This is a genomic window from Microbacterium sp. APC 3901 (assembly GCF_030407765.1).
Taxonomy (GTDB): domain Bacteria; phylum Actinomycetota; class Actinomycetes; order Actinomycetales; family Microbacteriaceae; genus Microbacterium.
The window spans coordinates 56,371-77,133 of record NZ_JASDCU010000012.1; the positions used below are offsets into that span (position 1 = coordinate 56,371).

20 protein-coding genes are annotated in these 20,763 nt (G+C 67.4%); 10 read left to right on the forward strand and 10 right to left on the reverse strand.

Annotated features, from left to right (window positions below; translation table 11 throughout):
• Positions 1-160 precede the first annotated feature (160 nt).
• The gene (locus QMA07_RS12245) at positions 161-826 is read right to left on the reverse strand and encodes a hypothetical protein (RefSeq protein ID WP_290162229.1); all 666 of its coding nucleotides are present in this window, start codon (positions 824-826) and stop codon (positions 161-163) included.
• A 200-nt stretch (positions 827-1,026) separates the two neighbouring features.
• Between QMA07_RS12245 and QMA07_RS12250 the strand changes: the two genes are divergently transcribed.
• Positions 1,027-1,755 (forward strand): MerR family transcriptional regulator, encoded by a 729-nt coding sequence (locus QMA07_RS12250; protein ID WP_290162231.1) that lies wholly within the window; start codon positions 1,027-1,029, stop codon positions 1,753-1,755.
• Between the two features lie 31 nt (positions 1,756-1,786).
• Here QMA07_RS12250 and QMA07_RS12255 read toward each other — a convergent pair whose 3' ends face one another.
• Positions 1,787-2,455: a GPP34 family phosphoprotein gene (locus tag QMA07_RS12255; RefSeq protein ID WP_290162234.1), complete on the reverse strand. Its 669-nt coding sequence runs from the start codon at positions 2,453-2,455 to the stop codon at positions 1,787-1,789.
• Positions 2,456-2,678: 223 nt separating this feature from the next.
• Here QMA07_RS12255 and QMA07_RS12260 point away from each other — a divergent pair, with 223 nt between their 5' ends.
• On the forward strand, positions 2,679-3,293 hold the full coding sequence (locus QMA07_RS12260) for a small multidrug efflux protein (RefSeq protein ID WP_290162236.1): 615 nt from the start codon (positions 2,679-2,681) through the stop codon (positions 3,291-3,293).
• 10 nt (positions 3,294-3,303) lie between these two features.
• Here QMA07_RS12260 and QMA07_RS12265 read toward each other — a convergent pair whose 3' ends face one another.
• Entirely contained in the window at positions 3,304-4,185 is an 882-nt protein-coding gene (locus QMA07_RS12265) for a helix-turn-helix transcriptional regulator (RefSeq protein WP_290162238.1), read from the reverse strand.
• Between the two features lie 102 nt (positions 4,186-4,287).
• On the opposite strand from QMA07_RS12265, the gene QMA07_RS12270 reads away from it, so the two are divergent.
• Genes QMA07_RS12270 through QMA07_RS12280 form a run of 3 tightly spaced genes read left to right on the forward strand, consistent with a single transcriptional unit; the run spans position 4,288 to position 7,184 of the window.
• Positions 4,288-5,544, forward strand: a complete 1,257-nt coding sequence (locus QMA07_RS12270) for a multidrug effflux MFS transporter (protein ID WP_290162240.1) — start codon at positions 4,288-4,290, stop codon at positions 5,542-5,544.
• A 39-nt stretch (positions 5,545-5,583) separates the two neighbouring features.
• Complete coding sequence (locus tag QMA07_RS12275) at positions 5,584-6,123, forward strand: cyclophilin-like fold protein (RefSeq protein WP_290162242.1); 540 nt, start codon at positions 5,584-5,586, stop codon at positions 6,121-6,123.
• 26 nt (positions 6,124-6,149) lie between these two features.
• Positions 6,150-7,184 (forward strand): alcohol dehydrogenase catalytic domain-containing protein, encoded by a 1,035-nt coding sequence (locus QMA07_RS12280; RefSeq protein WP_290162244.1) that lies wholly within the window; start codon positions 6,150-6,152, stop codon positions 7,182-7,184.
• Positions 7,185-7,206: 22 nt separating this feature from the next.
• On the opposite strand, the gene QMA07_RS12285 is transcribed toward QMA07_RS12280, so the two are convergent.
• Positions 7,207-7,701: a MarR family transcriptional regulator gene (locus QMA07_RS12285; RefSeq protein ID WP_290162247.1), complete on the reverse strand. Its 495-nt coding sequence runs from the start codon at positions 7,699-7,701 to the stop codon at positions 7,207-7,209.
• 157 nt (positions 7,702-7,858) lie between these two features.
• Here QMA07_RS12285 and QMA07_RS12290 point away from each other — a divergent pair, with 157 nt between their 5' ends.
• From QMA07_RS12290 to QMA07_RS12310, 5 genes are all read left to right on the forward strand, one after another.
• Entirely contained in the window at positions 7,859-8,665 is an 807-nt protein-coding gene (locus tag QMA07_RS12290) for an MBL fold metallo-hydrolase (protein ID WP_290162249.1), read from the forward strand.
• Positions 8,656-9,078 carry a nuclear transport factor 2 family protein gene (locus QMA07_RS12295; RefSeq protein WP_290162251.1) on the forward strand — a complete coding sequence of 141 codons (423 nt, stop codon included), beginning with the start codon at positions 8,656-8,658 and terminating at the stop codon, positions 9,076-9,078. Before QMA07_RS12290 ends, QMA07_RS12295 begins: the two co-directional genes overlap by 10 nt.
• Positions 9,079-9,165: 87 nt before the next feature.
• The gene (locus tag QMA07_RS12300) at positions 9,166-10,209 is read left to right on the forward strand and encodes a LacI family DNA-binding transcriptional regulator (RefSeq protein WP_290162253.1); all 1,044 of its coding nucleotides are present in this window, start codon (positions 9,166-9,168) and stop codon (positions 10,207-10,209) included.
• A gap of 225 nt (positions 10,210-10,434) precedes the next feature.
• Positions 10,435-11,757: an APC family permease gene (locus QMA07_RS12305; protein ID WP_290162255.1), complete on the forward strand. Its 1,323-nt coding sequence runs from the start codon at positions 10,435-10,437 to the stop codon at positions 11,755-11,757.
• Positions 11,758-11,759: 2 nt separating this feature from the next.
• Positions 11,760-13,370, forward strand: coding sequence for an amidohydrolase family protein (locus tag QMA07_RS12310; protein WP_290162257.1), 1,611 nt, complete (start codon positions 11,760-11,762; stop codon positions 13,368-13,370).
• Positions 13,371-13,665: 295 nt separating this feature from the next.
• Here QMA07_RS12310 and QMA07_RS12315 read toward each other — a convergent pair whose 3' ends face one another.
• The 6 genes from QMA07_RS12315 to QMA07_RS12340 form a co-directional block, all read right to left on the reverse strand.
• The gene (locus tag QMA07_RS12315; RefSeq protein WP_290162259.1) at positions 13,666-15,033 is read right to left on the reverse strand and encodes a D-alanyl-D-alanine carboxypeptidase; all 1,368 of its coding nucleotides are present in this window, start codon (positions 15,031-15,033) and stop codon (positions 13,666-13,668) included.
• Between the two features lie 40 nt (positions 15,034-15,073).
• Complete coding sequence (locus QMA07_RS12320; protein WP_290162261.1) at positions 15,074-16,420, reverse strand: family 1 glycosylhydrolase; 1,347 nt, start codon at positions 16,418-16,420, stop codon at positions 15,074-15,076.
• A gap of 7 nt (positions 16,421-16,427) precedes the next feature.
• Entirely contained in the window at positions 16,428-17,297 is an 870-nt protein-coding gene (locus tag QMA07_RS12325) for a carbohydrate ABC transporter permease (RefSeq protein WP_290162263.1), read from the reverse strand.
• Positions 17,294-18,250, reverse strand: a complete 957-nt coding sequence (locus QMA07_RS12330; protein ID WP_290162265.1) for a sugar ABC transporter permease — start codon at positions 18,248-18,250, stop codon at positions 17,294-17,296. Before QMA07_RS12330 ends, QMA07_RS12325 begins: the two co-directional genes overlap by 4 nt.
• A gap of 64 nt (positions 18,251-18,314) precedes the next feature.
• Complete coding sequence (locus QMA07_RS12335) at positions 18,315-19,574, reverse strand: ABC transporter substrate-binding protein (protein ID WP_290162268.1); 1,260 nt, start codon at positions 19,572-19,574, stop codon at positions 18,315-18,317.
• 141 nt (positions 19,575-19,715) lie between these two features.
• Complete coding sequence (locus tag QMA07_RS12340) at positions 19,716-20,750, reverse strand: LacI family DNA-binding transcriptional regulator (RefSeq protein WP_290162272.1); 1,035 nt, start codon at positions 20,748-20,750, stop codon at positions 19,716-19,718.
• Between the last annotated feature and the right edge of the window lie 13 nt (positions 20,751-20,763).

Below are 20,763 nucleotides of genomic sequence, written 5' to 3' on the forward strand. Positions count from 1 at the left end.
TGCCCCCGAGCCTCGCCGAGAGAACGACCGCGTGTGGAGATGTCGAGAATCCGTGATCGTTGTGGCGATCCTTCTCAGGTGAGGGCGTCGATGACTCTGCGAGTAACGTATGCGAGCGGAGTGCTCCACGGTGCGGGGGCCAGATGACGGAGCGCCGCGCTCAGCCGCAGGATTCGTACGGTGGCTCTTCGAGGGTCGTCGCCGTCACCGCCCAGATGGTGTCGACTCCGGCCGTGTAGGTCAGGAAGACGGAACCGATGCCGGCCTCCGACTCGATCGCGAGATGCCGGCGATCGCCGACGCTCTCGATCTCCGCCGCGTCGGGGTACTCGGCCAGGGCCTGGTCCACCCGGGAACCGACACCGATCCCCTCGGCCGTCAGCGGTCCGATGGGCGACCCGCCTTCGAGGTCGGCGGGAGAGGCGGAGACCTGCACGAGGTCGACGACCGCCGGGTCCTGTTCCGGGGGTTCGGCGCGCTGGAGGATGAACGTGTATCCGTCGGCCTCAGCGGACGCGAGCCATGGGCAGGCTTCGACCGGAGTCGCCCCCGCGCCCGCCGCTGCGTCGTCGTAGGGCGTACCCAACTCGACATCTCCGATGCCCGACGGGCTGACGTCTGCGGCCGGGGCCGACGCGCTGGGCGACGCGCTGGGTGATGAACTCGGGGCGGGATCGGCGGATGCCGTCACGGTCTGCGTGACCGTCGGGGTCGGCGAAGCGGGAGCCGCGCACCCGGCCAGAAGCGCACCGGTGACGGCCATCCCGAACAGGGGAGAGAGGATGCGTGCACTGCGAGCGCGGGGTCGTGTGGTGTCGATATCCATGCTTCGACGCTATCGGCGCGGCGGCGCATCCCCCGCCGATTCTCACGGCATTGCCAGATGCCTCAGGCGCTTCTTCTGCTCCGAGCGCTGCTCGTGAGATCTGCGTGCGGACCTGCGCCCGCGTCGACACAACTGACGTCGGATTGCTCGCGATCGAGCGAGAATGACTCAGTAGACGTCCGCGGAAGAAAGGGCTCTTCATGGCGTGGAGCACGAGAGAGGTCGCCGACCTCGCCGGAACCACGGTGAACACCGTGCGGCACTATCACCAGGTGGGCCTGCTCGAGCAGCCGAGCAGGTCGTCGAACGGGTACAAGAGCTATGAGGTGAGTCATCTCGTGCAGCTGCTCCGCATCCGTCGTCTGCGCGAACTCGGGGTTCCCCTCGATCAGGTCGATCGTGTCGCCGCCGGTGACGATCGTGCCCTCGCCGCGCTGGAGGACATCGACGCCGAGCTCGCCGTCACGATCGAACGTCTGCAGCAGGCACGGGTGGAGATCCGCACGATCATCGACGGCGCGACGACGACGGATCTGCCTCGGGGTTTCAAGAACCTCACCGCACGCCTCACCGATACCGAACGGTCGCTGATGCTCATCTACTCCCAGGTCTACGACGACGAGGCCATGCAGGACCTCCGAATGATGCTGGAAGCCGATCCGGCCGACGTGCGCCTCGACTTCGATGCGCTGCCGCCGGATGCCGACGAGCAGATGCGCATCCGCATGGCGGAGAGGTATGCGGTCGGACTCGCCCATGATCTGACGACCTATCCGTGGCTGCAGGATCCGCTGGCGCATCACCGGGGGCGACCGCAGATGACGTGGGAGGCGGTCGCGGAGTCGGTCGCTGCGCTCTACAACCCCGCCCAGCTCGATGTGATCGCTCGAGCGCATGTCATCGCGCTGGCGATGATCGCCGACGGCTGAGCGCGGGGGCCACGACTCCGGGCACCCCGATTCACAGACGAGGAATCACCGTCGCCGCGATCACCGTGTTCATGATGACGGCGTTCATCGTGCGCACCACGGCGCTCGAGGCTGCGGCGGCACCCCAGTCGCCGTCCTCGAGCTGTTTCGCCCGCGTGTAGACGTCGCTGCCCCAGGGGATCTCGGCGTGGAACTGGGGGAGTGTTCCGCTCGCCGACAGGAGGGCGATGCTCGCTGCGGTGCGAGGGTCCGGAGCGTCTCCGTCGATGAGCGCGGCGCGCACTCTACGGATGAGGTCGGAGCGACGTTCGCTGGCGAGAGTGAGCTTGGCCGTGGGGAAGAGTCCGAGGACCTTGCCTTCTGTGCGGTGCAGGTCACCGCGCGCGACGACACGGTCGAGGACCGGGCCGCGAAGCTGGGGGCCGATGCCGGCAAGAACGGCCTGGACGTCCTGAGGCTTCGTCGACAGCGACGCCAGAGCCGACGCGAGGAGCGGGTCGGGCGCGTCGCCGTCGCCGACCGCGCGCACCCGGGTGAAGAGTCCATGCTCCTCCGCCTCAACCCGGCCGGCGAGCGCCAGGTCGGCCAGCACGGCACCACCGAGCACGTAGAAGAGGATGTTCTCGCCGGCGATGGTGCCCGAATCGGGTTGGAAGAGCAGCAGCAGGGTGTCTTCGACGATCAGGGGTTCTTCCGACATGGGTGCTCCTTCGGTCCGCGGCGTCGCGACCGCGACCTGTCGTCACGGTCGTCGCGATCGCCTGTAGGCCCACAGTCAAGACGATGTTCCGACCACAGGGTCAAGGGGCAGGGGCGAGCGGAGACCTCGTGCTTGACCCTGTCCCGGGCACACGGTCTTGACTGCCTTCAGACATTCGCGGCGCACATCCGTCCGCGGCATCAGACAGAAGGAGATACGACCGATGGACAACCCCTATCCCTGGTTGCAGGACTTCATCGACCAGATTCCCGAGATCCTGCAGCCGGTCATGGTCGCGCTCGTCGCAGCCGTCCCGTACATCGAGGGCGAGGGCGCCGCCGCGTTCGGCATCATCGCCGGGATCAACCCGATCGTCGCTGCGCTCGCCGCCATCACAGGCAACGTGCTCTGCGTGATCGCTGTCGTGCTGCTCGGCTCACGAATCCGCGGCGGCGTCGTCGCGCGCCGCGCGACGCGATCGGCGGCGGCCTCGTCCGCGGCAGAGGTGGGCGGGTCGGGAATGGCGACGTCGACGATCGACACGGCGACGGCATCCGACGCGGACTCCGTCTCCGGCTCCGCGACGGCGGACGAGGATGACGCGACGCGACAGGGGAAGGGGCGCACCAAGCTGCGGCGCTGGCTGGTCAGGTTCGGCGTCCCCGGCGCCAGCATCCTGGCACCGATCGCCCTTCCGACGATGCTCACGGCTGCCTTCTTCGTCGCATCCGGCGTGCGCAAGGAGTGGGTCATCCTGTGGCAGATCGTCGCGATCGTGCTGTGGACGGGAGCTGTCGCGGCTGCCGCCACGGGGCTGCTCGCTCTGCTGGGCTGGTGAGGCGCCCCGATCAGGTCGCAGCGGGGCGTGCCGCCGGAGAGGTCTCGGCGGCCCAGGAGGCCAGCAGACGCAGCCGCTCGGCGGACGGCGAACCCGGTTCCGCCGTGTAGATGAGCAGGACCTGGCCCGGCTCGGCGGTGATCGCGAGCTCCTCGTATACGAGGGTCACGTCACCGACGACCGGGTGACGGAACCGCTTGGTGCCTGACCCGTGGGTGCGCACGTTGTGCGCAGCCCACAGGGCGCGGAACACCTCGCTGCGGGTGGAGAGTTCTCCGACGAGATCTTGGATGCCCTTATCGTGGGGGTCGCGGCCCGCTTCGGCGCGGACCACGGCGACGCACATGTCGGCGAACACGTCCCAGTCCGGGTAGAAGTCGTGCGCCGCTGGGTCGAGGAACTGGAACCGCGCGAAGTTCGGCGTCCTTCCTCCGTCTCCGATCAGTGGCGAGTAAAACGCTCGGCCGAGGTCGTTGAAGGCGACCAGGTTCTGTCTCTGATCTCTCACGACGGCCACCGCATCCGTGATGGAGGCCAACGCCCATTCGAGACTCGGGCGGGGAGGGCCCGGCTTGGCGCTGCGGCGGCGGTGACGACCGGAGGAGGGGATGCCGTCGGCATTGCGCGCCAGATCGAGCAGATGCGCGTGCTCGGCGTCGGAGAGCTGGAGGGCGCGAGAGACGGCATCGAGCACTGCTCCAGAGGCGCCCGCGATCGCACCGCGTTCCAGCTTGGAGTAGTACTCCACGCTGACTCCGGCAAGCGTGGCCACTTCGCTGCGTCGCAGCCCTTCGACACGCCGGTTCGACCCGGCTGTCAGCCCGACGGCCTCCGGCGACACTCGCGCGCGGCGAGTCATGAGGAACTCGCGTACCTCTTCTCGATTCTCCATGTCAGTCAGGGTAGGTCGTCGCCCCGCCGTCGAGGAATGCCCTGTCGGTACACCCTTTGTCAGGGACTCCCTCGCTCCCCAGGCAGGGCTGACGATGGAAGCATGCATTCCTCGTCCTCACCCGTTCAGAGCACCGGCCGCCGCCTGTTGCCGTCCGTGCTTCTGCTGTTGACGGTCTTCGGACCGATCTCGATGGACCTCTACCTTCCTGCCCTTCCCGCACTGTCCGCTGAGCTCGGTGCGGTCACCTCGGTCGCGCAGTTGACGGTGACCGCCTGCCTGATCGGCCTCGCCGCAGGGCAGCTGATCGCCGGCCCTCTGTCAGACAGGTTCGGGCGTCGGGGGATCCTCCTGATCGGGATCGTGGCGTACATCCTGACCTCGGTGCTGTGCGCGCTGAGCCCGTCGATCGAGATGCTGATCCTGGCTCGCCTCGTGCAGGGCCTCGCCGGCGGCGTCGGAATCGTGATCGCCACCGCCGCCGGTCGCGACGTCTTCGAGGGCAAGGCCCTCATCCGCTTCTACGGCCGACTCACCGTCATCGGCGGGTTCGCGGCCATCGTCGGGCCGCTGCTCGGCGGTCTGTTGAACACTTTCACCGATTGGCGGGGACTGTTCGTCTTCCTCGCCGCGATCGGGGTGGTGATCCTCGTCATCACCCTCCTGGTGTTCGGAGAGACGCTTCCGGCCGAGCTGCGCACCCGTGGCGGGTTCGGAGAGACCCTGCACGCCTATCGCACTCTTCTGAGCGACCGCGTGTTCCTCGGCGCGGTGCTGAACCAGGGTTTCCTCTACGCGGCGCTTTTCGCCTATCTCGCGGGCTCGACCTTCGTGCTGCAGGACATCTATGGGCTCACGCCGCAGTGGTACGCAGCAGCTTTCGGGCTCAACTCCGCAGGACACATGGTCTTCGGATACCTCGCCGGGCGCACCGCGGAGCGCTGGAGCATCCCGGGCACTCTCGCAGTCGGAATCGTCGTCACCGGGCTGGGAGCCGTCGGGCTTCTCCTCGCAGGGCTGATGCTGATGCCGCTGTGGATCGTCATCGTCTCGCTGCTCGCGCTGTCGAGCGGCGTGGCAATCACCGCGCCCCCGGCGACCACGCTGGCGCTCTCCGACTACCCCCAGATGGCCGGAACCGCATCGTCCCTGCTCGGTATGGTCCGATTCGGGTTCGGAGGAATCGCCGCCCCGCTCGTCGGCGTCGCCGGCGCACTCAGCATCCTCCCTTTGGGAGTCGTCACCGTCGTGACCGTGCTGCTCGCCGCCGCGGCCTGCCTGCTCCTGAGGCATCGCCATGACCGTCCCGAGGGCGTCCGGCCACGAGACCACGGACTGCTCGCCCGCTCGGGCCACTGATTCCCACACCCACCCACCACAGAGGAGAAGGCAGACAGAATGACACAACGAGTCTTCACCTCAGCCGCAGTGGTGCTCCTGGCGACGGCGCTCGCCTCGTGCGCGCAGGCGCCGAGCGCCACGCCGCTGGGTACCTCGACGCCCATTGCCACCCCGCACGCTGCGGTGACGGCCACTGCGACAGCTGCGCCCGTGCAGCAGGCATCCGATCAGGTCGTCGGGACGATCGTTCGGTTCACATCCGACCGCACCAGCGTCGATGTGACGATCGGCGAAGACAGTCCCGTCGTCCGCGACTTCCTCTCGATGCTCCCGCTCGAGCTGGACGTCGAAGAGTTCGCCGGTGCGGAGAAGATCGCCTATCTTCCGCGCGAGCTGAATCACGAGGGCTCGCCGGGCTCGGACCCTGAGAACGGCGACCTCATCTATTACACGTCGTGGGGCAACCTCGGGTTCTACTACGACGCGACCGGAATCGGATACTCCGATGCCACCCTCCACCTCGGCACCTACACCGCCACCGAGGAGCAGCTCTCGCTGCTTGAAGGCAGCCCGGTGACGATCGACATCGTCGACTGACACCCCAAAGAAAGAGAAGCAGCATCATGCGCGCAACACTCATGTACTCCGCCGGTGACGTCCGCGTCGTCGACGTTCCCGAGCCCACGATCGAAGCACCCACTGACGCGATCATCCGCGTCACCTACGCCTGCGTCTGCGGGTCAGACCTGCACCCGTACCACGACCTCGGCGACACCCCCGAGGGGCGCCATATGGGTCACGAGGCCATCGGTGTGGTCGAGCAGATCGGCGACGACGTCACCACCCTCACCATCGGCGACACCGTCATCGTGCCGTTCGCATGGTCGGATGGCACCTGCGCCTACTGCCGAGACGGCATCACCACCTCGTGCGTGCACGGCGGATTCTTCGACGGCGCGGCGTCGGCCACGCAGGCTGAGAAGCTCCGCATCCCGTATGCCGACGGCACCGCCGTCGCGATCCCCGCGGGCACCGACGAGACACTCATGCCCTCGCTGCTCACCCTGTCTGATGTCTACCTCACCGGGTATCACGCAGCCATCCGTGGGGGCGTCGAGGCCGGAAAGACCGTCGTCGTCATCGGCGACGGAGCCGTCGGCCTCTCCGCGGTCCTGGCGGCCAAGCAGCTCGGTGCCGAGAAGGTCATCCTGATGGGACGCCACACCGCGCGCACCGATCTCGGTCGCGAGTTCGGCGCGACCGATGTCGTCGCCGAACGCGGCGAAGAAGGCGTCGCGAAGGTTCTGGCGCTGACGAACGGAGAGGGCGCGCACGTCGTCCTCGAAGCCGTCGGACACATGCCCGCCTACGAGCAGGCCTACGGAGTCGTGCGCCCGGGCGGCGTCGTCTCGCGCGTCGGCGTCCCCCAGTACGAGAACGCAGCGGTCGGGTTCATGTCGCTGTTCGGCAAGAACGCCACACTCACGGGTGGGCCGGCGACGGTGCGCGCCTACCTCGAAGCGGCCATTCCGCAGGTCCTCGACGGCACGATCGATCCGGGCAGGGTCTTCGACCGGGAACTGCCGCTCGACGACATCGCAGAGGCCTATCGGCTCATGGACTCCCGCGAAGCGCTGAAGGTGCTCATCCGCCCGTAGGCACGAAGCAGATGGTTCTGGCTCACGGCATCACCGGGAGCACTCTCGCGGCGTGCTTGCTGAGCGTCTTGACGGACTCCGCGAACGAGTCGAGATCACTCGCCGGGAGCGCGGCGAGCACGAGCTGCTCGATGTTGCGCGCGTGGATCGCAGACGCCTCCACGGCCGCGCGCTCGCCTTTCGGGGTGAGTTCGACGATCTGAACGCGCCGGTCATCGGTCGACGCACGGCGACTCACCAGCCCCAGTTGCACACCGCGATGCACGAGCCTGGTCGCGCCGCCTGAGGTGAGCACTTTGGCCTGCGCGATGCCGTTCGTGGAGATCCCACCTTCGCCCGCACGACCGACGATCAGGAGCAGTTCGAAGAGCGAGTGAGTGAGACCGGTCGCCTCCTCGAGAGCCTTGCCCAGCAGATACTCCAGCCCGTTGGCTGCTCCCAGCAAGCGGCCGAACATGAGTATCCGCGGATCGTTCGCCGCGTCCTCCGCTGACGCGAACTCGTGGTCATTGCTCACCACATCAGCGTACGCCGCTGCGTGGCGCCGGGAGTCGGCACCGGAATCACTCGAAGAGATCCGGAATAGCTGAGCAGTCAGCTTTTGTTGTCTCTGATGCGCGAGTGATTCGCGCTCAGGCTCGGACTCCGAGCTCGCTACGGAAGGAATCACCTCTATGTCCCTGAACTTCGATGTCTTCGACCTCGACTTCCCAGCCGGGTCGAAGAACAAGTCCGCGGTCCTCGTGACCGGCGAGACCGAAGCGCTGCTCATCGACGCAGGCTTCACGCGGGCGGACGGCCACCGTCTCGTCGCCGCGATCCTCGACTCCGGGAAGCGGCTGACCACGGTCTTCGTCAGTCACGCCGATCCGGACTTCTATTTCGGCCTCGAGGCGATCGCGGACGCGTTTCCCGATGCAGCGCTCGTCGCCACTCCGGTCGTCATCGAGCACATCCGCGCCTCCTTCGAAGGGAAGCTGAAGGCCTGGGCGGCCCTCGGCGCCAACCTCCCGACTCGCCTCGTGGACCTCGCCCCACTCGACTCGGATGCGCTGATCGTCGACGGACAGCGACTCGAGCTCAAGGGTGGGTCGACGGTGCTGCCCGATCGCCACTACCTCTGGAGCGCCGAGCATCGAGCCGTCCTCGGTGGTGTTCTCCTCTTCCAGCAGGAGCACGTGTGGACCGCCGACACCGAGACGCCGGAATCGCGCGCCGCATGGATTGCTCTCCTCGACGAGATGCAGGCACTCGACCCCGTATTGGTGGTTCCGGGCCATCGCGTTCCCGGCACGGCCACGGATGCGAGTGCCATCGACTACACGCGCACCTACCTCCAGGCCTTCGAGACGATCCTCGCGCAGTCCGCCAGTGCGGACGCGGCCACAGCGACGCTCATCGATCTCTATCCGTCCGCCGGCATGCTGATCGCCGCTCAGATCGGCCCGAAGGTCGCGAAGGGTGAGATGACATGGGGCTGAACGAGAGCACCGCGGTCGAACTGTCGGCGGCTCCCCGGGATGTCGTGCGGAGGCAGTACATCGCCTCCGCTGCCGGAGACCTCGACGCCTTGCGGGCGACGCTCGCGCCCGATGTCGAGTGGAAGGAGATGGCCGGCTTCCCGCTGGCCGGCACCTATCGCACTCCGGAGGGTGTGACCTCGGCTGTGATGGAGAAGCTCGGCGCGGAGTGGGTCGATTGGACGGCCCACGATGACAGCTACGTGGTCGATGGAGAGAACGTCGTCGTGCTGGCCCGCTACACCGCGACCCGCCGCGCGACGGGCAAGCCGCTCGACGTTCGTGTCGCCCACGCGTTCGTCGTGAGAGGCGGGCTGATCGTCCGATTCGAGCAATTCGTCGACACCGCGCTCGTGCGCGACGCCATGGCCTGAACGGCGGGTCGTGTCGGGTGGGCGTCGGGGGTACGAGGTGATGTCGCGGAGGCGTGATCGCAAGCGACCCCGCGGTATCTTCGGATCATGCGTTCAGACCGTGCGGTGACTCTGCAGGACATCGCCGACCGGCTCGGTGTGTCACGTTCGACCGCATCGTTCGCGATCACGGGGCGCGGGCGGGTGTCCGATGAGATGCGCCAGCGTGTGCTCGGCGTCGCGGCCGAGCTGGGATACCGCCCGAACGCAGTCGCCCGAAATCTCAAGGGGTCACGCACGGGAATGCTCGCACTGCGCCTGCCTCCTGACAGCACGGCGATGTCGTACTACATGGAGGCGACCTTCGGCATCGTCGAGGAGGCGGATCGTGCGGGGATGATCGTCTTCATGCTGCCCACCCTGCTCGGGCCCGAGCAGGTCAATCAGCTGCCCGCCGACGCTGTGATCGTGCTCGACCCTGATCTGCAGGATCCTGTCGTGCGCACGCTGCTCGACGGCAGGATCCCCGTCGTCACCGGCGAGCCTGTTCCGGCGGGTCTTCCCGAGCCGCGCGCGACGGTGACGAGTGAGCATGAACCTGCGGTGCACGAACTGATGGATCATCTGCATCAGCAGGGCGCACGTCGCCCGGCGATCCTGTTCACCGCGTTCCAGGGGGACTGGGCGCTCACCGTGCGCACAGCCTTCGAGTCGTGGTGCATCGAGCACGACGTTCGTCCTCGTGTCTCCGAAGTCGCCCATCCGGCAGCGCCTGAGGTGATCCATGACGCGGTCTCGGCCCTGCTGTCCGAAGCCGACGACCCGGTCGATGCCATCCTCGCCGTGACGGACGGCACGGTGCTCAGCGTCGTCACGAGTGCGCAACGCCTCGGGCGGCGCGTCGGCGACGACCTTCTCGTCGCGGCGCTGGTCGATTCCGAGGTGCTGGCTCTCACGCAGCCGTCGATCACGGCAATCGACCTGCATCCTCGCGAGATCGGGCGTCGGTGCGTGCGCGCGGCGCTGGACGTCATCGATCAGGATGCCGCCCAGGAGGCGTCAGTGAGTGCAGCACCGCTGCGCACTGTCGTGCCGATCGTCGTGAACCGGCGTGCGTCGACCTTGGGCAGCGAGCTCGTAGAAACCTCCTGACCCGGGAGTCCCGCTCGGCTTTCTCGCGACGAGAGACGAGACATCTGACCTGGCCTCCGATATATAGCTTGCGTGTGCTTTATCGATATTGCTACGGTGTCACCACCTGCCGGATCAGCCCGATTCCGGCGGCGTGACGACGATGTCACACCTGACGCAGGAGCCCACATGTCTCAGCTCTCTCCCGATGCATCATCCGTAACACCGACTCAACTGACCGCTCAAGTGACCCGGGGCCGCTTCAAGCGGGTGCTCGGTGTCCCGTCGCTCGTGCTCTTCGGCCTCGTCTACATGGTGCCGTTGACCGCGTTCACGACCTACGGCATCGTCACCGAGCTCACCGGCGGCCGAGTCGCAGCGACCTACATCATCACCCTCGCAGCGATGGCGTTCACCGCGCGCTCGTACGCACGCATGTCGATCGCGTATCCGTACTCCGGCTCGGCGTACGTGTACACGCAGCAATCGTTCGGCGGCGCCCTCGGTTTCCTCGCGGGGTGGGCGCTGCTGTTGGACTACCTCTTCCTGCCGATGATCAACTACCTGATCATCGGCCTGTACATGGGGGACACCTTCCCCGGCGTTCCGACGTGGGTCTGGATCGTCGCGGCCATCGCCCTGGTGACCGTTCTCAACATCGTCGGCATCGTCTCCGTCGCTCGCGCGAACTTCGTGATCATCGCCGTGCAGACCGTGTTCATCGTCACCTTCATCGCCTTGGCGGTCGCCGCGGCGGGCGGGCAGGGTGTCGACCCACTCGCACCCTTCACGGGTGACGGAACGGTCGACGGCTTCCTGCCGCTGTTCCAGGGCGCGGCGATCCTCTGCCTGTCGTTCCTCGGATTCGACTCCGTGTCGACGCTCGCCGAAGAGGCGAAGGACTCGCGGCGAACGGTCCCCCGAGCGATCATGATCGTGACGATCGGCGCGGGCCTGCTGTTCATCCTGCTCACGTACCTCGCCCAGATCGCCTACCCGTCGAACGACTTCGAGACAGCAGACACCGCGAGCATCGAAGTCGTCGCCTCGTTCGGGCAGCAGTGGGTCTCGGTGCTGTTCATCGCCGGATTCGTGGCTGGCTGCGTCGGCTCAGCGCTCACCGCCCAAGCCTCCGTCTCGCGCATCCTGTTCGCCATGGGCCGTGACGGTGTGCTGCCGCGAGCGGTGTTCGGCCGTCTCAGCGCGCGGTTTGGAACACCGGTGATTCCCATCGTCATCGTCTCCGCCGTCTCGCTCTGCGCGCTCTTCGCCGACCTGCTCACGGTGTCGAACATGATCAGCTTCGGTGCGCTCATCGCCTTCTCCTGCGTCAACCTCTCGGTCATCAAGCACTACTTCGTCGACCGCGGCGAACGACGCGGATGGGATGCCGTGAACAACCTCGTGCTGCCCGGCATCGGCTTCGCGCTGACCGTGTGGTTGTGGACGAACCTCAGCGGCTCGACCTTCATGGTCGGTGGAGCCTGGCTGGTCGTCGGTCTCGTGCTGCTGCTCATCGTGACCCGGTTCTTCCGCCGCGCAACGCCGACTCTCGACCTCAAGGAGTGAGCATGGTCGACACGATCATCATCGCCGCCCGCGTCCGCACGCTCGACGGCTCAGGCGACCTCGCCGCAGATGCCGTCGCCATCACCGACGGCACCATCACCGCCGTCGGACCGCGAGCCGAGATCCTGCCCCTCGCCCGACCCTCCACTCACCTCATCACGCATCCGCAGGCCACGATCATCCCGGGCCTCGTCGACGCTCACAGCCACCCGATCTACAGCCTCGGCATCGTGCGCGGCATCTCATTGGTCGGCGTGCGCACGTATGCCGAACTGATCGCAGCCCTGGAAAGGGGTCGTGATGCCCAGCGCGGTGAGGAGTGGTTCTCGGCATGGGGACTCGACCCCAGCGCATTCGAAGGGCGCCCGATCAGCAATGCCGCGCTGCATGACGTGCTCGGCGCCGAACGGCTCGCCTACGTGAAGATGTTCGATGCGCACTCAGGCATCGCCTCGGCGTCGGCTCTCACCCTCGCCGGGATCGACACCCCGATCGCCTACCCGGACGGGTCGGGCGCGGCAGGCGACGCGTCGGGTGCGCTGACCGGTCACGTCATCGAGTTCCCGACGATGGAGCTCGTCGAGAAGGCGATGCCCCCGCACACCTTCGACGACCGAGTCCTGCAGCTGAGATCCCTCCTCCGCGACATGGCGGCGGTCGGCATCGCGTCCGCGCACGTGATGGATCTGCAGGACTCCGACGCACTCGACCTTCTCGCAGCGATCGAGTCGGACGGCGATCTGCCGGTGCGGCTGCGCATCTCGCCCTGGTGCCAGCCCACGACGACCGACGCCGAGGTCGCCGACCTGATCGCCGCCCAGGGGCAGGGAGGGCGGCGCTACCGGATCGAGGGCGTGAAGTTCTTCATCGACGGCACCGTCGAGGGTGGGACCGCCTGGCTCGCGCAGCCGGACTCCGACGGTGAGGGGCGGGCATCGGCCTGGCAGCCGGCAGAGGCGTACGCCGCCAGGGTGCGACTGTTCGACGACGCGGGGGTTCCCACTGCGACGCACGCGATCGGCGATCAGGGAATCAGGTTCGCCGCGGAGACTCTCGCCGCGCTGCCCGCCGGGGGCGTGCCGCACCGCATCGAGCACATCGAGACAGTCGACGACGATGTGATCGACCTCATCGCGCGCAGCGGGATAGTGGCGAGCATGCAGCCCACGCACTGCACGCACCACGTGCGCGGCGATGGGAGCGACGACTGGTCACGCAGACTCGGGCCCGAGCGGGCCGGACGCGCGTGGCGCACCGGAGACGTTCGCCGCAGCGGTGCAGTGCTCGCCCTCGGCTCGGACTGGCCGGTCGCGGCGTTCGATCCGTGGGAGATCATGGCGGATGCTCGGCTTCGCAGGTCCGTGAGCGCCCCTCGGTCCACCGTGGTGGGAGCGGACCAAGCGCTGACGGCGTCGGAAGCGCTCGAGGGATACACCACGCACGCGCATCGCGCCGTGGCATCCGACGGTGGTCGTGTCGTCGCCGGCGCCACCGCCGACCTCGTCGTCGTGGATGTCGATCCGCTCGAAGCGTCGCCGCAGGAGCTCACGAGCGCCCGCGTGCTCCTCACGGTCGTCGACGGCGTCCCGACGCATCCGATCCCGGCGAGATGACCCCCAGACGGGAGACGGCTGGTGCGGGCATCCGACGTCGGGCCCGCGCGACGATCTCCTCATCACCGGGCGAGCCATACCCCTCTCGCCCGCGTGTCACATGACCGCTCCCCAGCGCATGTGACCACACCGGGAGGGCAGTTCCCCAGCCCCCCACCGCGACGGGATCCCACCCGTCGCACGGAAGGAGGTGGCTCGTTCCCGCGAGCCGCCTCCTTCTTCTCTTCGTGCGCACCCGGCGAGATCTCAGTGACGCCGCCGCTGCCTCAGCCGGCGCTCGGGCTTCGGGCCGCCCTCAGCCCCCGGCATCCATCGGGGAATCGAGTTCGGACGGGTGGGTGAGTCGCCACCACTCGCTGGGCGGGTCGATGCTCCCCTCGATCGTCACGGGTGCGGTGACGGTGTTCGGTCCGGCCGTCCAGGTGACGCTTCCCACGACGGCGCCGTCGAGGTATTCGGTGGGGGTCTCCATGTCCATCGTCAGCTCGATCGGAGTGTCCGACCAGGTGAAGATCGATGCGCTCTCGCCGATGACGATCTCGGCCGCGGACCCCCACGGCGTCGAGATGGACCCGATCTCCTGACCTTGGGTCGCGACGGGAACCTGGTGGAAACCGGAGCGGATGCTGTCGAGTGCGGCGATCACCGTGGCGTTCACCGACTCGCGCGATGATCCCCCGAGGACGACCCCGGTGACCGCGAGCGGATCGGCCGCGCCCACATCGAGTGTCGCCGTGTACAGCAGGTTGTGGGCGCCCTCGCCCAGGTTCCCGGTCTTCAGCCCGGTGATCCCGGCCGTGCCGAGGAGACCGTTGGTGTTGTACAGCGGGCCGGCGCCGGGTATCGAGATCGATGACGTCGAGACGATCTTCGCGATCGCCGGATGTGCGGCAGAGAGCTTCGCGATGGCCAGCAGGTCGGCGGGCGTGCTCGTGTTGCGCGGACTGATGCCGGTGGGCTCCGTGATCGTCGTTCCGGTGAGCCCGTGGGATGCGAGCCAATCGCGCGTCGCGCCGAGGAACGCGTCCTGCGAGCCGAAGATCCGCGATGACAGCGCCTCGGCGTAGTTGCTCGCGGAGGGGATGAGCATGACGGCCAGGGCATCGTGCAGCGACATCGAGGTTCCGGTGGGCATCGGAGCGATGGTCGCGCCCCGCACGTAGTACTCGTCGTACAGATCGTGATCGGCCTCGTCGAACGTGATGGTCGGCCCGGGGTCATCCGCGGAGGTGAGCGGCGCGGCGTCGAGGATGACGAGGGCGGTGATGAGCTTGGTGATGCTCGCGATCGGGAGCGGTTCGCCCGTCCCTGTCGCCGACCAGGTCCCGCCTGCGCCCTCACCCAGATAGGCATCGGCGCCGGCGATGCTGATCGCTGATGCCGCGGCCGTGTGCGTGGGGATCGCGGCAGCATCGCCGACCGGGACCTGCGGGGCGCGAGTGGTCACCACCGGCGCAGCCGTCGGCGCCGTGAGTGCCCACCCGACGTATCCTCCGGTCACGGCCAGCAGCACGCCGAGGCAGACGGCGGTGATCAGGAGCCCCCGTCGCCTGCGTCTTCTGCGCACCGCGGGGTTCATCCGATCACCGCTGAACTCGTGCTCGTGCGCCATGAGGTCAGCGAAGTCGGACAGCTCATCCACCGGCTGGTCGGGTGCCGTCATCGAGAGACCCTCATCGCGCCCCACCTGTCGCTTGCAATCCTCAGAAAAGGCCATCCTCGCGCATGTCCGCAGCCTTCGGTATCGGCCGTTCGGGGGACAAGGGATGCGATCCGTGCCCCGCCTCCGCGTGGGCGTACTCCGGACGCGTGCTCCTGTGTGCATGAGCGGCGAAGTGGCCGGCAACCGGATTGCGCACGCGCTCGAGTGATGTGGGCGTCTCGACCAGATCGAAGAGTCCCATGCTGAGCAGGTGATCCGCGCGGGGCGCGGTGCTGTGCCGGTAGGTCCACTCGTACATGTCGAAGAGCGGCCACCACGTGTACCCGACCACATCGGTCCCCTCGGCGCGAAGCTGCTCCACCGCGCTCACCGAGGCATCCATCCAGGCGATCCGTGTCTCGGCGTCATCGGTCACGCAGGTCTCGGCAAGCATGACCGGTGCTCCGTAGCGCTCGGCGTAGCGTCGCAGCATCTCTTTCAGGCCATCCACTCCGTCGTCGCGAGTCGGCCGCGGGTCGGCGAATCCGCCTCCGTGGTGCACGCCCGTCTCGAACAGCTCGGTCGAGTGTCGGGGGTAGTAGTTCACCCCCATCACGTCGGGCTGCACGGCGTTGTCGCGGAACCACTGGAGGAGCTCAGGCGAGGCGCCGCGTGAGCGGAGGAGCGAGCAGAGCGGATGCCGATCGTCGACCTTGCCGGTGACGAGATCCTCGACCAGGAAGCCCTGATGCGCGTAGCGCCGCGCGGTCTCCCAGTGTTCGGGCGCGTCGATGTCTCCGGCGTACCGCATGGACGCGTCGACATGCACGAACGTCGCCCGGTCGCCGAGCACATCGGCTATCGCGCGCTGAGTGAGCACGAATCCCTTCGCGATGGCGGTCGCGATCTCGACGAGCCCTGCGGTTCCCTGCCGGTACGGCGGCCAATAGGCGTATTCGCCGCTGAACAGCGAGTGCAGCATCGGCTCGTTCACCGGTGTGTAGTCGGTGGCGACGTCGCGGTAGCGCTCTGCCGCCCTCGCCGCGTACTCCGCGACGTGCTGCGGGTAGTCGGGATGCGCGAACTGATCGTCGATCCACAACGGTGTGCCGTAGTGCAGGATGTCGACGATGGGGCGGATGCCGAGCTCGCCGAAGCGGTCCATCACCCGATCGGTCCACGACCAGTCCCACCGGTTGCGCTCGGGGGAGACGACGTGCCAGGGGATGCCCCAGCGCATGAACTCCGCGCCGACCGAGGCGGCGAGACCGAGGTCGTCGCTCCACTGCTCGTAGTGCTCGGTGAGGGCGTATTCGTCGATAGCCCGTTCGCCGGGCCGCTCCTGGGGGATGAAGGTGTTCTCGATGCCGAGGCCGAAGTGCAGCAGGCCGTCGCGGTACCAGGTCATAGGAATGTCACTTCAGTCCGGTGGAGGCGATGCTTTCGACGAAGCGTCGCTGGATGAGCAGGAAGACGATGGCGAGCGGCAGCACGGCGATGAGCGAGCCCGCCATCATGACGCCCTGAGGGATGATGCCGCCGGGTCCTGTCAACAGGGTGAGTCCTGACGTGACGGTGCCCATCTCGGCATCCGTCGTGAACACCAGCGGCCAGAGGAGGTCGTTCCAGTTGTTCACGAAGATGTAGATCCCGAGGGTGAGCAGTGCGGGCACCGCGTTCGGCAGCACGACGCTGCGGAAGATGCGGAACTCGCTCGCCCCGTCGATGCGCGCGGCGTTGTCGAGGTCGCGCGGCAGCGACAGGAAGAACTGCCGCAGGAAGAAGATGCCGAACGCGTCGGCGGCTCGGGGCGCGATGAGTCCTGCGTAGGAGTTGACCCACCCGAGGTCGGAGACGAGCTGATAGATCGGGATGAGGGTCGCCTGGAACGGGATCATCAGACTCGCGATGATCGCGATGAGCAGCACCTTGCTGCCTCGGAAGTCGAGTCGGGCGAGCGCATAGGCCGCGAGCGAGTCGAAGACCAGAGCGAACAGGGTGACCCCGCCGGCGAACACGAAGCTGTTCAATATCAGACGTGCGAACGGCAGCTCGGTGAAGATCCTCGTGAAGTTGTCGAGGGTCCATGCGCTCGGCAGGAGCGTAGGCGGATACGCGTTCACCTCGGACACCGGCTTGAAGGCGGTGAACACGATGATGAGGATCGGCAGCATCACGGCGAGCGTCGCCGCCGCCGCGACGACCAGCAGAGCGACGGATGCGAGCCGGCGCCTCGTCGCGTGGGGCGACCGGCGCGCGACGGGCGGAGAAGCGAGCGCGGTCACGAGGCATCCGCCTCTCGGCGTGAGAAGAAGAGGAACTGCACGAGGCTCAGCACCAGCGTGATGAGCAGCAGGACGTACGACAGCGCCGACGCGAATCCGAGCTCGAGCTTGCGGAAGCCCGATTCGTAGATCTCCATGACGATCGTCTGCGTGCTGCCGTAGGGGCCGCCACCGGTCATCACGTAGATCTGATCGAACGCCTGCAGCGCGGCGATGAGCGCGACGATGAGCACGAAGCCGAGCGAGTTGCTGAGCATCGGAAGGGTGATGCTGCGGAACCGCTGCCAGGCGCTCGCGCCGTCGACGCGGGCGGCCTCGTAGAGACTGCCGGGGATGTCCTGGAGTCCGGCGAGGAAGATCACCATGTAGAACCCGAAGCTCTTCCAGACGGCGACGAGCACCACGGTCGGCATGGCGAGTACCGGATCCTGCAGGACATTGCCGAGCCGGATGCCGAAGCCACGGAGCCAGTAGTTGAGGAGACCGATCTGCGGGTCGAGGAGGTACGACCACGCGAACGCGGCGACGGCGAGGGAGACGATGAACGGCAGGAACAGCATCGTGCGGAAGGCCCCGCGCCCTGGAAGGAGCCGGTTGTTGAGCAGCAGGGCGAAGACCAGCGCGATCACCACGACGACTGGGGTGAACAGCAGCGAGTACACCGCGGTGTTGCCCATCGCGGTGAGCACGCCGGCGTCGGTGAAGACGTCGACGTAGTTCTGCAGCCCGACCCACTCCTCGTCACCGAAGCCGCTTGCGTCGGTGAACGACAGTCGGAGAGCCGAGAGCATCGGCCATGCGACGAACACCGTGAGGATGATGATCGCCGGAAGGAGGAACGCGATCACCGTCAGGCGGTACCTGTTGCTGCGGCGGAGGGGCGTGCGCCCACCCAGTGGTGCGGGTGGGCGATAGGAACGGCGGGCGGGGGGCGCGGCGGCCTGCGTCGTCATCGGCGCTGCTTTCTCGAAGAAAGACGCGGGAGGGGCGACGTGGGCGCCCCTCCCGCGAGCGGAGTCACTTGATGGCCTGCTGGATCTGGCTCTGGGCGGCGGAGAGCAGCTCGTCGAGGTCGCCTCCTGCGACGGCCTTCTGAGTGAGGGTGTCGATGGCCGCGAGCACGTCGACGCTGTTGACCACGCCGGGAAGCAGCGCGCGACCGGTCGGTGCGATCTCAGTCAGCGACACGACGACCGGGTTCGACTCGACCGACTCGAGGGGGATGTCGGTGCGCAGCGGGGGCCATCCCGACGCGAGCGACCACTCGGTGGCGACGTCCTCCTGGAAGAAATAGGAGAAGAACGCCTCGGCGCCCGTGACCTGAGCGTCGTCGGCCTGTTCGGTGATGCCCATGGACACCCCGATGGCGGATGCCGCCTGATCTTCCGGACCGGCGGGGATCGCCGCGATGCCGTAGTCGATGTCGTTGTCGGCCGAGATGAATGACATCCACGGTCCGCCGACGTGCATCGCCGCCTTGCCTGAGCTGAAGAGCTCGTCGGCGCCGATGCCGTCGAGTCCCGTCGGGGAGATCTTGTCGTTCGTGATGGCGTCGACCCAGTAGGCGATCGACTCGGCGTTCTCGCTCGAGTCGATGACGGCATCCGTCGATCCGTCGACGATTCCGCCGCCACCGCTGAGCAGCAGGCTCGGCCACAGCCCGTTCGCGACGGTCGCGTGATCGGGGAGTGCGAGCCCGTACTGCTCGGGGGTGCCGTCGCCGTCTTCATCGACGGTGAGCGCCTTCGCGGCCTCGACCCATTCGTCCCAGGTCGTGGGGAACTCGTCGATGCCCGCGGCGGTGAAGAGCGCCTTGTTGTAGAACACCGAGAGCGGCACGAACCCGGTCGGCACTCCATAAGGCGTGCCGTCGACGGTGACCATGTCGACCGACTGCTCGGCGAGCTCGGCGGTGTTGCTGTCGTCCGAGGCGTAGAAGTCGGTCAGGTCGACGAATGCCCCGCGGTCGGCGTACACCGGCATCCGCTCTGCGGGCATCGCCACGATGTCCGGGCCCTCGTCCGACGACAGCGCCGGAAGCAGCGTGTCGTCGATGACCGCCCACGTCTTGGTCTCGGTTTCGATGACGTAGTCGTCTTGCGACTCGTTAAAGTCGGCCACGATCTGGTCGAGGACCTCACCGTCGGCTTCGGTGTATCCGTGCCAGAACGTGAGGGTGGTGGGTCCTGTGGGGTCGTCGTCCGCGGGGGCGGAGCAACCGGCGAGGGCGAGCGCTGTCGCGCTCGCCGCGGCGACGGCCATCATGGTTCGTCTCATCATCATCTTCGATGCCCTTCTGTGACTGCGGTGTCAGGTCGGCTCGGGTGCCGTGGTGCTCGGGTTTACAACGATGGAGGTAAACGTTGTAAATGGATGATCGCGCCTTCATCGAGCCATGTCAAGAGGGGGGTTGCTCGACTAGCGGGCGGCGGCGGTCGACTCGCGCTCGACGAGCGAGAAGTCGGTGAAGACCTCGCGGGGAGGCCCGGCATCCGCTCCGCCTATGCGTGCGACGAGAAGATCCACTGCGGTGCGGGCGATCTCGGATCGCCCGGGGTTGATCGTCGAGAGGGCAGGCAGGCTGTAGCGCGTCTCGTCGAGGTCGTCGAAGCCGATCACGGCCACGTCCTCCGGAACCCGCACACCGCGTTCGAGGAGCACCCGCATCGCGCCGAGCGCGAGGGAGTCGTTGAAGGCGACGATGCCGTCGAACTGCACTCCGGCGTCGAGCACGGCGCGCATGGCATCGGCCCCGTCGGCCCGATGCCAGAGGTCCACCGGAACCACGAGACTGTCGTCGAGGGGGACTCTTGCGGCAGCGAGTGCGTCGGTGTAGCCCTGAAGGCGAAGGCCGGGGGAGCCGAACTCCTCACTGGGGTGCGAGCCGAGAGCGAGAATTCGTCGACGGCCCAGCGCGAGCAGATGAGCGGTGGCGGCCTGCGCGCCCTCGGTGTTGCGCATCGTCACGTGATCGCGCGACGAGTCGAAGAGGCGCTCGCCCAGCAGCACCATCGGCACGGGCACGCGTTCGAGCAGTGCAGCATCGCCCTGCTCGAGAGTGAGCACCGAATGCAGGATCCCGTCGAGTCCGCGAAGGTGGGCGTCACGCAACGCGGCGAGCTCGCTCTCGCGATCGAGGTCGAACTGCTCGATGAGCACCGAGAAGCCGCGCTCGCGTGCCGCTCGCATGACATCGTCGGCGAGCTCGGCGAAATAGGGGTTCCGCAGATCGGGCACGATCAGCCCGATCATGTCGGTGCGGCCGGAGCGCAGGCTGCGCGCTGCGCGGTTGGGTTGATAGTGCAGCTGGTCGATCGCCTTCTCCACCCGCTCACGCGTCTCAGGGCGGATGTGCGGATAGCCGTTGATGACGTTCGAGACGGTCTTGATCGACACGCCCGCCGCCCGCGCGACGTCGTGCAGAGTCGCCGTCGTCTCTGACCCAGCTTTCATTCTGCGCACTCTA